This is a genomic window from Paraglaciecola arctica (assembly GCF_018861065.1).
In the GTDB taxonomy this organism is placed as follows: Bacteria; Pseudomonadota; Gammaproteobacteria; order Enterobacterales; family Alteromonadaceae; genus Paraglaciecola; species Paraglaciecola arctica_B.
The window spans coordinates 26,480-39,953 of the sequence record NZ_JAHKQO010000029.1; the positions used below are offsets into that span (position 1 = coordinate 26,480).

10 protein-coding genes are annotated in these 13,474 nt (G+C 41.5%); 9 read left to right on the forward strand and 1 reads right to left on the reverse strand.

What is annotated here, in order from left to right; all coding sequences use genetic code 11:
* Positions 1-5 precede the first annotated feature (5 nt).
* The 4 genes from KO534_RS10900 to KO534_RS10915 all read left to right on the forward strand — a co-directional run bounded on the left by KO534_RS10900 (position 6) and on the right by KO534_RS10915 (position 6,565).
* Entirely contained in the window at positions 6-1,823 is a 1,818-nt protein-coding gene (locus tag KO534_RS10900; protein WP_215929688.1) for a trans-sulfuration enzyme family protein, read from the forward strand.
* 71 nt (positions 1,824-1,894) lie between these two features.
* Positions 1,895-2,131, forward strand: coding sequence for a DUF2164 domain-containing protein (locus KO534_RS10905; RefSeq protein WP_215929689.1), 237 nt, complete (start codon positions 1,895-1,897; stop codon positions 2,129-2,131).
* A gap of 166 nt (positions 2,132-2,297) precedes the next feature.
* Positions 2,298-3,419 carry an efflux RND transporter periplasmic adaptor subunit gene (locus KO534_RS10910; protein ID WP_215929690.1) on the forward strand — a complete coding sequence of 374 codons (1,122 nt, stop codon included), beginning with the start codon at positions 2,298-2,300 and terminating at the stop codon, positions 3,417-3,419.
* Positions 3,419-6,565, forward strand: a complete 3,147-nt coding sequence (locus KO534_RS10915) for an efflux RND transporter permease subunit (RefSeq protein WP_215929691.1) — start codon at positions 3,419-3,421, stop codon at positions 6,563-6,565. The genes KO534_RS10910 and KO534_RS10915 overlap by 1 nt, the downstream gene beginning before the upstream one ends.
* 164 nt (positions 6,566-6,729) lie before the next feature.
* On the opposite strand, the gene KO534_RS23405 is transcribed toward KO534_RS10915, so the two are convergent.
* Complete coding sequence (locus KO534_RS23405; protein ID WP_252732083.1) at positions 6,730-6,870, reverse strand: hypothetical protein; 141 nt, start codon at positions 6,868-6,870, stop codon at positions 6,730-6,732.
* A gap of 27 nt (positions 6,871-6,897) precedes the next feature.
* Between KO534_RS23405 and KO534_RS10920 the strand changes: the two genes are divergently transcribed.
* From KO534_RS10920 to KO534_RS10940, 5 genes are all read left to right on the forward strand, one after another.
* Positions 6,898-8,433 carry an aminotransferase class III-fold pyridoxal phosphate-dependent enzyme gene (locus tag KO534_RS10920; protein ID WP_252732084.1) on the forward strand — a complete coding sequence of 512 codons (1,536 nt, stop codon included), beginning with the start codon at positions 6,898-6,900 and terminating at the stop codon, positions 8,431-8,433.
* Between the two features lie 2 nt (positions 8,434-8,435).
* Positions 8,436-11,144 (forward strand): glycosyltransferase, encoded by a 2,709-nt coding sequence (locus KO534_RS10925; protein WP_215929693.1) that lies wholly within the window; start codon positions 8,436-8,438, stop codon positions 11,142-11,144.
* A 2-nt stretch (positions 11,145-11,146) separates the two neighbouring features.
* Positions 11,147-12,025 (forward strand): archaetidylserine decarboxylase, encoded by an 879-nt coding sequence (gene asd / locus KO534_RS10930; protein WP_215929694.1) that lies wholly within the window; start codon positions 11,147-11,149, stop codon positions 12,023-12,025.
* A 56-nt stretch (positions 12,026-12,081) separates the two neighbouring features.
* Positions 12,082-12,714 (forward strand): Mpo1-like protein, encoded by a 633-nt coding sequence (locus KO534_RS10935; protein WP_215929695.1) that lies wholly within the window; start codon positions 12,082-12,084, stop codon positions 12,712-12,714.
* 87 nt (positions 12,715-12,801) lie between these two features.
* Positions 12,802-13,365 carry a hypothetical protein gene (locus KO534_RS10940; RefSeq protein WP_215929696.1) on the forward strand — a complete coding sequence of 188 codons (564 nt, stop codon included), beginning with the start codon at positions 12,802-12,804 and terminating at the stop codon, positions 13,363-13,365.
* The last annotated feature ends 109 nt before the right edge of the window (positions 13,366-13,474 follow it).

Consider the following 13,474-nt stretch of genomic DNA (forward strand, 5'->3'; position numbering starts at 1 on the left):
GCAACATGAGTACTACAGATACCGCTTCTGACAACGTAACTTCAAACACAACCGAACTCGCAAAAATTCTATCGCCAAAAAGAAACACCACGCAAGCCAATACTGTTGAAGAATTAACAAACGAACAGCTTGCCCATTTTGGGATAGATAAAAATAGCGAGTATGGCCAAGCGTTGTTTAATACTGCACAGCATTTATATTACACACAAGCCAATATGCAGCAACTTTGGCAGGTTACCAGTGACACCCTGGAAGGGTTGAGCAAGGAAAACAAAGTCGCCTATTTTAATGCCAAAAAGTTTCTGTCGTTTCAGATTGCCAAAATTCTCGACACCCTACAAAATCCGTTTCGTGCCACTTATCAAAGTTTAAGTAAACAATCCGGCTCTCAAGTTAGCAAGAGTCATTACCCATTGTTTGACAATGTGACCGCACTTTTTTCGGCTACTCCTGTTGTGGTGAGAACCGCTACCTATGTTTATGCTTGCACCGAATGGGTAGACGACGCCTTTCAAGGCAAAGAGTCAACTCACCAAATTTATTCACGCTTACTTAATCCAACGAACATTTCGCTGGCTAATGCGATAGTCGACTTAGAAGCAGGCCCTTACTCTGCAGATTATTTAGCCTGGAACTTTAACTCTGGTATGGCGGCAATTGATGCGCTGTTATCCAATGTATTAAGCCATGATGATGTGTTGATTGTATCTCGAAATGTGTATGGTGGGGTGTATCAGCTACTACATGACTTTTTTGCACGTGACAATCGCTTGAATGTGCAACTTGAGTGGTTTGACGGCTATACCGCACAAGAATTTTCTAGCTTTATGCAACAAACCAAAGTTAAACATGCCAAGCGCCTTGAGGCGGGGAATGACTTACATGTATACATGGAATCCCCCTGTAATCCTCACGGTTATGTGCTTGATGTTGCAGGGATCTGTAAAATAGCCCACGCATCAGGTCATGTAGTGATGTTAGACGCCACTCTTGCAACGCCTATCTTACATCAACCCTTGCAGCGACAGGATAAAGACGAACGCCCAGATTATGTAGTACATAGTTATACCAAAGACATTTGTGGTAGTGGTGCCACTACCGCAGGTGTGGTCATCGGCGAAGCTTATCGCATGTTCCAAGGTAAAGGTGATTGTGTAAATGGATACTCTTGGTCAAAAACCATGTTCTGGGATGTTTATTATATCAAAGGCGCGTTTTTGGACTCAGAAAAAGCCTTTGATGTGTTAACGGGAATGAAAACCCTAGAAATGCGCATTATGCAAAAAGTAATTAATACTTGTGTATTCAGTCAATTTTTGGCGTCTCACAAAAGTTTTAACGTTAATTGCCACGCCATTGACGGCCACCCTAATGCGGAACTAAGAGAAAGCCAAATGCGCCATGGTTGGCCATGCGCACTCTTTACTGTAGATATGCAAGGCACCGATATAAGCCGCGATACCTTTGTACGCTTTTTTGACGCCCTTGAACCAGCCTTTAGTCACCAAGTAAGCATTGGCCAGCACAATACTATTGTTTTATGTCCAGCACTGACTTCTCACAGTGAATTAGACTCACAAGCCCAAGCTAAAAGCGGTATTTATCTAACCACTATGCGTGTGGCAATGGGCACCGATAATGTTAGAGAGTTAATTGCACAAGTGATTAATAGTGCCAAGTTACACATCGATCCTGAAATTACTGGGTTCAGTGATTCCTTTATGTCAGCACAAGAAATCGACGATTTGTATTTGCAAACTTGCATGCGGGTGAGCCAACAACACTTTTCTAGTGGCGGAACGATGAGTGATATGTTGAATTAATTTTTAAGGATTTTCTTGTCACCCGAGTATGGCATACTCGGGTTTTTATTTAAAACGAGATGAGATAAAGCATGGCGGAGATAGAATTTCCAGCACAGCAAAAGCAACAACTAGTTCAAAAGCTTCAAAAGTATATGAGTGATGAGTTAGAAATTGAATTAGGGCAATTTGATGCAGATTTTCTTCTTGATTTTATCTCAAAAGAAATGGGCAAACATTATTACAACCAAGGCCTTTATGATGCTCAGACCGTGCTTGCGGATAGAATGGATTCTTTGGTTGAAGTGATTTATCAACTAGAAAAGTAGTGCGATATAACTAAGATAATTAAGTTGTGGCTTTCTTTAAGCCACAACTTGCCTGTTACATTCTAAGCATTTAGTAACATTTTCCTCGCATAATTGTTTTTATTCCTTGTGATATTCCCGTCAAAAAAAGGTAAATTAGCTGCACTTAAATTATCGCGGAAAAACCATGGCGTTCACCATCAACAAACTTAGACAGCAACCTGCTTGGATCGCACTGATTATTTTCGTTGTTCTTTGTTTATGGGTTGCATCGGGTATGCTTGAAGCACAAAACCAAGATAGCTCGGTCTCGCCCAAAAAGACCGAAACGTCGTTAGTTAAGGTGACGGTAGAACAGGTAACCGCCAACAAAGTGACCCGTGAAATCAGTTTGTACGGCAGAACCGAACCCGATCGTGTTGCCACCTTGCGCGCCGAAGTAAAAGGCTTAGTAACAGCCGTGCATGTGCAAGAAGGTGAGCGTGTTAGTAAAGGCCAAAAATTAATCAGCCTAGAAAAAAGCGACTACCAAAGTCGTTTACAGTCAGCTAAAGCAACGTTAAAGCAGCGCGAAGTAGAGCTAAAAGGTGCAGAGTCTTTAGGTAAGCAAGGCTATCAATCACAAACTGCTTTAGCTCAAGCTTCAGCCAATTTAGAAATGGCTCAAGCCGATGTCACGGCTTATGAATTAGCGGTATCTAGAACCCAAATAACGGCTCCGTTTGATGGCATTGTTAATGAACGATTTATCGAAGTGGGAGACTTTCTTAAGGAAGGCGACAAAGTTGCGATGCTTGTGGATTTAGATCCATTGGTTATTACTGCAAATGTCACTGAAGCCAATGTTAAGGGGCTCAAAGCGCAACAGCAAGCTTCTGGACGTATGGTGTCGGGTGATGTGTTACAAGGTAAAATTCGTTATATATCCAGTGTGTCGGAACTAGGTACCAACACCTTCAAAATTGAAGTGGAAGTACCTAACTCCGATTATTCTCAAATGGCTGGCATGAGTACCGAACTAGCTTTGCCACTGGAAACAACTTGGGCTATGCGGATTACGCCAGCGGTAATGGCTTTAGACGAACAGGGTAATCTGGGAGTCAAAATTGTAGTTGATGAACACGTAAAGTTTGTGCCTATTGATATTGTAAAAAGTGACAGCCTAGGCGTGTGGTTATCTGGCTTGGGTCAACAAGCAGATATCATAACTCTTGGGCACGGTTTTGTACGCGATGGCGATAAAGTAGAAGTGAGCCGTGTTGACGAAGGCGCTAACGGCGCTAACAGCCTTGCTTCAAAGGCTAACTAATGAATAATCTAATTCATGGTGCCTTAAGCCATAGCCGCACAGTATTGATGATATTTGTATTACTGCTGGTTTCTGGGGTAGTGACTTATTCGAATATTCCTAAAGAATCTAATCCAGATGTGCCTATTCCATTTATCTATATTTCAATTATTCATGATGGTATCTCCCCTGAAGATGCAGAGCGGATGTTGGTTAAACCTATGGAGCGAGAATTACGTGCTATAGATGGCCTAAAGGAAATGCGCGCGACTGCTGGAGAAGGGTTTGCCAGTATCAACCTCGAATTTATAGCAGGCTTTGATTCTGGCGAAGCGTTAGCAGATGTTAGAGATAAAGTAACCGTTGCCCGAGCAAAACTGCCCTCTGAGTCTGAAGAGCCGACTATTCACGAAGTCACTATGGCCGGGCAACAAGCGGCGATTACTGTGGTGTTGTCTGGACCTGTTTCAGAGCGAGCATTGGTGACCGTTGCCCGAGAATTAAAAAACCAATTAGAAGGATTAAGCGAAGTTCTTGAAGTGGATATTGGCGGCGATCGCGAAGACATAGTTGAAATAGTAGTCGATCCATTACTGATGGAGTCTTACGGGCTGGATCAAAGCGATATTTTAAACCTGCTATCACGAAATAATAAATTGGTACCTGCAGGCACAATGGACAATGGTAAGGGTAGTTTTGCGGTCAAGGTTCCCTCTGTTTTTGAATCAGTAAAAGATGTGATGGAACAACCGGTGAAAGTGCAGGGTGACAGTGTCATTACTTTTCAAGACGTAGCACAAGTCAGACGCGCCTATAAAGATCCCAACAGTTTTGCACGATTAAATGGTCATACATCAGTGTCGCTAGAGGTAAAAAAACGGCCAGGTGAGAATATGCTTGAAACTGTGGCTAATGTGAAATCACTAGTTTCTGCGGCACAACAATCCTCTATATGGCCGGCTAGTATTGAAGTGAGTTATACAGGTGATCAAAGCATTGACGTAAACATGATGCTGACCGATCTACAAAACAACGTGTCTAGCGCCATTATTTTGGTGGCTGTAGTTATTGTGGCGATTTTGGGTTTGCGCACAGCCATATTGGTGGGTGTGTCTATTCCAGGCTCATTTTTGACCGGAATTCTGATTATTTCGTTATTTGGATACACCTTAAATATGGTGGTGCTGTTTTCACTTATCATGGCTGTGGGCATGTTAGTTGATGGTGCCATAGTTGTGACTGAATACGCCGATCGCTGTATGAGTGAAGGCATGGATAAAAAAGCCGCCTACAGTAAAGCGGCGCAAAGAATGGCATGGCCAATAATCGCCTCTACTGCGACTACCTTAGCTGCCTTTGCTCCTTTAATGTTTTGGCCGGGCATGATGGGTGAATTCATGAAATACCTGCCTTTTACCTTGATCGCTGTATTGTCAGCATCACTGTTAATGGCATTGATATTTGTCCCAGTATTGGGTGGTGTATTTGGTAAACCGCGCTATGTCACCAAATTTGCAAAGCAACAAATGCTTGAAACTGAAACGGGTGACATAAAAAAAGTACAGGGTTTTTCAGGTAAATATATCCGTGTCTTAGCGACGGCTATTGCGCATCCGTGGAAAATATTGATGGGTGCAATAGTGGTTGCCATATTGTCCTTTACCGCTTATGGGATGTCCGGTTTAGGGACACAGTTTTTTCCTAACGTTGATTCCAAAGGGATTAATATTACCGTGCGAAGTGCGGGGGATTTATCGATTTACGAAAAAGATAAAGTCATCAAAACAGTCGAATCTCGATTGTTAGATATGGATGCAATTGAAACCCTCTATGTGCGAACCGGTGGTAGCGATCAAATCGGTTATTTGCGCATGAATCTATTGGATTGGCATTTACGTGAACACTCAGACGAGGTCCTAAAAGAAACCCACGCTAGGCTTGATGATTTAGCAGGTATGGATATTGAAATTACACCGGATCAAAATGGCCCACAGCAGGGCAAAGATTTACAAATTTTACTGTCTTCTCGTTTTCCTGAATTACTCGATGAAGCTGCATTAAAAATACGAGCCGCATTAAGTAATAACGATAAATTTACTTCTATTAGTGATACAGCGTCAAAACCGGGTATTGAATGGCAACTTAAGGTTAACCGCAGTGATGCGGCGCGATTCGGCGCAGACGCAACCCTAGTTGGCAGTACTGTTCAGTTTATTACTAATGGTCTAAAAATTGGCGAGTATCGACCAAACGATGTTGATGATGAGTTGGATATTCGAGTGCGTTATCCAATGGATTCCCGATACGTTGGTAAACTCGATGAATTACGTATGAAAACCGCGAGTGGCATGGTGCCTATCTCCAATTTTGTAGAACGTAGTCCGCATCCTAAAACCGACCTTATTCGGCATATCGATAGTCAGCGAGTGATTACGGTTGAAGCGAATATGGTCCCAGGAGAATTGTTAAGTATTGAACTACCTAAATTGCAGGCATTACTACCTGAATTAGATCTCGATCCTAGAGTGAATCTACAGGTAAAAGGCCAAAATGAACAACAAGATGAGTCAACCGTTTTTTTGCAAAATGCCTTCTTAGTGGCGTTGTTTGTCATGGCGATAATTTTGGTGACACAGTTTAATAGTTTCTATCAAGCCTTTTTGATTCTAAGCGCAGTATTGTTTTCAACTGTAGGGGTGTTTTTGGGTCTATTGGTATTTCAGCAACCCTTTGGAATTGTCATGTCTGGTATTGGTGTCATAGCGCTGGCGGGAATTGTAGTAAACAACAATATAGTACTTATCGACACCTATAACATTTTGCGTAAAGAGGGTCTTCCTTATTCTGAGGCAATCTTGCGTACAGGAGCACAACGTTTACGGCCGGTGTTAATGACAACTGTCACCACCATTTTAGGATTGTTACCTATGGTGGCCAAAGTCAATATCGATTTTGTTGGTCGTAATGTCGATATTGGGGGGCCTTCAACCGAGTGGTGGTCACAATTGGCTACAGCAGTGGCTGGTGGCTTAGCCTTTGCTACTGTGCTCACCTTAATTCTGACACCTTGTATGTTAGCCTTGAAAGCACGAAGAGAAGAGCGTAAGGCTTCAAAAAATACTGGGCGGGAAATTAACTACTCTGCTGAATCACTAGGTGATGCTTAAATGACGGTATACACACTTGTCATCAAACGGTCTCAAAAGTGAAATAATTTATTCAAACTGCAATGTTAGCTTAAGCCAAACCAGTTGGCCTAAGCAAAACTATGCAAATCAGTTACATCATTTATTTTGTTCTTATATTAGTAGGGTGTTATGTAGTTTCACGGCTATTGACTCGCCTGCAACTCTCCCGAGCTAAACATTCTTCTCTTCGAGGTCATAGCAAATGGTCGAGGCGTATTGCTGCCAAAATCCCCTTTTTTACCTATAGCGATTCTGAGTATTTCTGTACCGATGGAGCTCCCCATAACATCGCCTCGCTTAGACGTAATGCGATGCAAAAATTGCAAGATAATCTCGCAAAGCGATCTGCTGATACCTTGGCATACAGCGAGTCGATTGAACGCAGCATTTCAGATGTACGTTTTACTAGTCATTATCGTATTCCATTCCCGTATCGAAATCAGTTAAGCAAAACCTTTAAACTTGGCTCTATTGCTGATGAGTCTAAAGGTAACCAAATAAAAGACCTAGATGGTAACTGGCGTTATGACTTGTCGGGTTCTTATGGCGTCAATGTGTTTGGCTACGATTTTTACAAAGAATGTATGCAACTGGGCGCACAGCAAACCCAATCCCTAGGCCCCGTGCTTGGCGCATACCATCCAGTCATCGCTGAAAATGTGGCACAAATCAAAAAAATATCGGGTTTAGACGAAGTTTCTTTCCATATGTCCGGTACCGAAGCGGTAATGCAAGCCGTCAGATTAGCGCGATATCATACCGGTAAAACCCATCTTGTTCGCTTGTGTGGCGCCTATCATGGCTGGTGGGATGGGGTACAGCCTGGCATAGGTAATAATCGTAAAACCCACGATGTGTATACTTTAGAAGACTTAAGTGAACATACCTTACATGTGCTTAATACTCGCAAAGACATTGCCTGTATCTTGATTAATCCGTTACAAGCGTTTCATCCTAATTCTGACTCGGCGTCAGACGTGTCACTGATTGCAAGCGACCGTGATACCCATTTCGATAAACTGGCCTATAGCAAGTGGTTGACGAAAATCAGAGATATCTGCACCCACAAAAACATCGTGCTTATATTTGATGAAGTATTCACGGGTTTTAGATTAAGTTATCGCGGCGCGCAGGGCTTTTTTGGTGTCCAGGCAGATATGGTGACCTACGGTAAAACACTAGGCGGTGGATATCCTGTTGGGGTGTTAGCGGGTACTCACTCTCTAATGAAACGTTTTAAAGACGCTAAACCGGTGGACGTTTCTTTTGCTCGAGGCACCTTTAATTCTCATCCTAGTGTGATGGGTGCAATGCATGAGTTTCTCAAAAAAATTCAAGCGCCTGAAATTCAGACTTTATACCAAACCTCTGAAGTCACCTGGAGTCAGCGAGTGGCGCGTTTTAATCAGCGCCTATTAGCTGAAAAACTGCCTCTAAGAATTACCAACATGCACTCTATTTTATCGGTGATTTATACCCAACCTAGTCGTTACAACTGGATGTTGCAGTTTTACCTACGAGACTCAGGCTTAGAGCTGAGTTGGACCGGCACCGGGCGATTTATCATGAGCTTAAGTTATAGCGATGATGAATTTGAAGCAGTGATTGAGCGTTTTATCACAGCGGCAAAACAGATGTCTCAAGATGGTTGGTGGTGGACCTGTGATGCACTGACCAATAAAGCTATCAAGCGGCAGTTCTTAGGAGACATGTTAACGGCAATGTTTCCAATATTACGTCCTGTATTACCTGCACCGCTGCACAAGCTTAAAAGTCAAAATAATCCAAAGGCACCCAATAGCAAATTCGTAGCGCAGTCAGATAACAACTCAAGTCAGGTAGGTTAGATATGTTGATAACAAAAGATACACGAGTACAGCAAAGCTTTAGGCCGTCTTTAAACGTTGAATTTGATGTCTTTTTACAACAACAGAGCAAAAGGTTTGCACCTGAAAACTGTCTTAAGATTGATTTTCATTGCCATGATCAAAATAGTGACGTACCCGACGAGTTATGGGGGCGTATTTTGAGATTGCCAGAAACCTGGTTGAAAACCAAAAAGTTAGTGAAGTTGCTGCAGGCAAACGGCAGTCAAGTCTTAACCATTACCAACCATAACAACGCCCGTTCTTGTTGGGATCTTAAATCTAAAGGTATAGATGTTTTAGCGGCTGCGGAATTTACGTGTTTTTTCCCAGAGTACGATTTGTTTATCCATGTTTTAACTTACGGCTTTAACCAAGAGCAAGAAGAGATACTGAATCGTAAAAGACAAAACGTGTACGAGTTTTTACGCTACGCTGCCGCCGAAGATTTGCCAGTGATTATGCCGCACCCTTTATACTTCTATACTCGTAATGAAAAGATTGACCTAAGCCTGTTTGAAAAACTGGCAGTAATCTTTGCCCGCTTTGAAGTCTTAAATGGGCAACGAGACTTGTGGCAAAGCGTTCTAACGTTAAATTGGGTACAAAGTTTAAGTCCAGAAAAGGTCCTGAGTTATGCTAAAAAGCATAATTTAGATCCAGCTGAATTTGGCGTGGATCCCTATAAAGCTAAGGTCCTCACTGGTGGTTCTGACGATCATACCGGTATTTTTGCTGGGCAGTGCGGATCTTACTTATATGTGGAAAATTTGGCTGAACGCCTGAAAACAACTCCTGCCTCTGAACTTGCACTAGAAGCCATAAAAAATGGCGATATCGCACCCTTTGGGCAAGTGGGTGAAAATCAAAAACTGAATATTGCGTTGTTAGACTATTTCTCGCAAGTGGCTACCAAAATCAAAGATCCTGGTTTGTTTAGGATCATGCTGCACCGCGGTTCAACCTGGGACAAAATCGGCTGCTTTGTTGTCAGTAACTTATTGTTAGAAATGCAAAAACACAAAAAAACAATGAAGTTCTTTTCTTTTGTTCATGAATCCTTGCAAGGTAAAAAGCCAAGTAAGTTACTGAAATGGCAAGTATCCAAGGACTATAAGTTTTGCATCAATCAACTAGAAAAAATCGCCGACAGCAAAAAAGAAGGTCCTGAGATATTTACCGAAACGGTGAATACTGCCATCAGAGAACTATTTACACATTTGAATCGTTTGATCGCACAACGTGTGGAAGCGGCCATCAAAAATAGTAATGGTCTTCGCCTAGACAGCTTCTCTACAGAAGAGATCACCCGTAAATTTGAAGTGCCTAGTCAACTCACCGCCTTGTTTTTGGGTGAGGGTAAACGCCAAGACAACATGAGTAACGTACGGGTTGAGAAGTTGCTCGACAACTTATCATTCCCGATTTTAATCAGTTTGATTTTAGCAGGGTCGACTTTGGCGTCTACCCGAGTGTTGTATCAGAATAGACAATTGCTGAATCAGTTTGCGCAACACTTAGGCAAAAATCAGCACTCTAATCGCGCACTATATTTGACTGATACTTTGTTAGACAAAAATGGCGTTTCAACCTCATTAAGTGGCAAACTAAAAGAAATTCAACGTGCCGATCTACCAGTTGATTTTTTGATTTGTCATGAAGAGGCAGAGTCAGCGCCACATTTACATGTGGTGCGCCCTATTACTGAATTTGAAGTTCACCGCTATGGGGAACAAAAAATTCGTATTCCAGACTTGATGGAAATCGCCAATATATTTTATGACGGTGGCTACGACAGAATTATCTGTTCGACAGAAGGCCCAATGGCGGCGGTCTCTTTGTTTATCCAGCAAATGTTCAACGTACCAAGTTACTTTTTTATGCACACCGACTGGGTGGATTTTATTAAACATACCACCGATTTGAATCAACACGAACGTGACAGAGTGAGACGTTTAATGCGTGCCTTATATAACAGGTACGATGGTGTGTTTGTGCTTAATTCTGAGCACAAAGACTGGTTAACAGGTTTTGAGATGCAGCTTCCTGAAGACCAAGTATTTGTAACTGCGCATCACACTCAGCCAAGAGATTTAGGAATTCAAAAAGTGAGTAAGGCTAGCATTATTCCCGGTGCGACTGATGATACTCCAGTATTGTTTATTGCCTGTAGAATAAGTAAAGAAAAGGGGATTTTAGAGCTCCCCGAAATTGTTAAACAAGCCAAAAAGCGTATTCCTAATTTAGAAATTGTGGTGGCCGGCTCTGGACCTGCAGAACAACAACTCAAAGAAGCTTTGCCAGATGCTGTTTATCTTGGCTGGCAAGATAAAAAACAACTCGCTGCACTATATCTAGGATTGGATTTGTTTGTTTTCCCGTCACGCTTCGATACCTTTGGTAATGTCATCTTAGAGGCATTTGTGCACGGTATGCCAACGGTTGCCTACAATTGTAAAGGCCCTAAAGATATTATCCAAAATAACAAAAATGGCTATTTGGTAGAAGACATTGCCGCCATGAGTGACAAAATCGTTGAGTATTTTTCGAATGCAAATACTCAAGAAAACATGCAACAAAAAGCCTTACAGCGAGCCAGCGAGTATCAAGCTGAACCTATCATGCAACAGTTTTTACATGACATGGGGTTAGAGTTACCGGTTTTATACAACAATCAAAGAACGGTGGCCTAAGCGTGGTAAGCGGAGTACAAACTTTAACTAAACGAGAACAGCTTAATTTTTTACTGACTAACCGTATTCCTAGACGGTGGCTTACCTTCTTTATGGGCTGGTACAGCCAAATTCAAAGTCCGTTGTTAACTAAGCTTTCCATTTGGTTATGGTCGTTATTTGCTGAAGATTTAAGGCTGCAAGATGCTAAAAAGCAAAACTTTACTAGTTTAGGTGAGTGTTTTACTCGCGAACTTAAAGATGGCTTAAGACCTATTGCAATGGATCCGCAGCAAGTGGTGAGTCCATGTGACGCTATAGTGGGTGAATGCGGTGAGATACAAGGTACTAAGGTTTTTCAAGCTAAGGGCTTTCCTTATGATATCAGTGAGTTAATACCCAATATTCACTTAAATCATAAATACCGTGATGGTAAATACGTCACGCTGCGTTTGAAATCCAGTATGTACCATAGGTTTCACGCACCTGTAGACTGCAGTGTGAGTAATGTCACCTATATTTCGGGTGACACATGGAATGTCAATCCAGTGGCACTTAAAAAAGTACAAAAACTGTTTTGTAAAAACGAGCGCGCAGTAATCGAACTTAAAAATAATCACCCTACCAGCAGCATTACATTAGTGCCAGTGGCCGCTATTTTGGTGGCAAGTATGAAGTTTAACTTTTTGTCGCAAACTTTAAATTTGAAATACCAAGGTCCCAACGAAATTTCTTGTGATGCACAGTTTAATAAAGGTCAAGAAATGGGCTATTTCCAGCATGGCTCTACCATTATTTTATTCGCCACTAGTAATTACGAATTTTGTGAAGGCATTAAACAAGGAACGCCCATTAAGATGGGGCAGCCTTTACTTAACGGGCATTTAACCAGTTTTCCATAACACTTAGACGACAAAAAGGTCGTCGATTTTACATTGACTAACTAATAGGTATAAATATGACTTTTCTAGAAGAATTACAAAAACAACGTTGGGACGATCATCGCTATTATCACCATAATAGAATTAACCAATTCTTGCATTTACTTAGCGCCAGCTGTTTCATAGTAAGTTACATTTTGGTGTTTTACTTTCCGGCGGCTGCGGCGTTAGTGGGCTGGCTATTGGCAATGGTACTGCGCCAAACAGGGCATTTCTTTTTTGAGCCTAAGACTTATGATGAGGTCAATAAAACTACCCACGAATATAAAGAAAGCGTTAAAGTTGGGTACAACCTACAGCGTAAAGTTGTGTTGTTGTCCATATGGGCGCTGGTACCAATAGTGCTATTTTTTGAACCGACATTTTTTGGTATTTTCACTGCAGCCACTACTTTTGACGGTTTTATCAATAACATGGCGATCATTTGGTTAGTCGTGGGTCTAGGTGCGATTGTATTTAGAACTGTACACCTATTTAAATTGATGGGTGTTCAATCAGGTCTAGTTTGGTTTTCTAAAATTGCCACAGACCCTTTCCATGATATTAAGATTTACCATAAATCTCCTTATTATATTTTGAAAGGTGAGATGTACGACAACATGGATGATTGGTATGAAGATGCGTCATTCGAAAACAAAGCAAAAATCTAATTTATTCGTAAATAATTAAAAGTTTCGCAAACTTTTTTAGTTGTGTACTCGACTTAGATGTTGATTACACAACTAAAAGGTTTATTCATGAAACATTCCACTAAATTTCTAATTTCTTCACTCGTGTCATTGGTCGTTTGTCAGGTTGTTGTGGCAAAGGCAGATAACAATGCAAGTAATGACTACTCGGTAGTTGCATTCAAAAATTGTGAAATCGTAAGCCACCAAGCCATCACAGAGCAAGGGGTGAAGGCTTATCTTGGCTTGCAGCAACAACAGCAAAAAATGCATAGGTTAGAATTACCAATCCAAGGTATTGAGCAAGAAATGCAGCAGTATACGGATTCTATTGAAAAGCTCACAAAATTAGCCATTCAAGAAACTGATGAATCACTGTATATCGATAAAAAGTTGATGCAACAACAAAAGGTCGTAGCTAAAGAATTCGATGAGTTTATGCAAAAACATCAGCAAGACTTTGATGCCGTAGAAGCTCAAGGAATTGTGATTGGGCGATATGCTGATAAATTCTCGGATAGCATTAAGGATACGTTAGCGGGGTTCGATTACGATCAAGTTCAAGTGTTAACGCCAGGTAAAAGCCCTTCGACATCCCATTGCGATAAATCACTCAAGATGATTGCTATTTAAACGTGGTCCAAGTACTAAGTTGTGGGCAAGCCAAGCCATTCGTACATTTATTATCTGATTGTAAATATTAGGTTTTGCTACAATAAAACTTTAGCTTAATGAACAATTT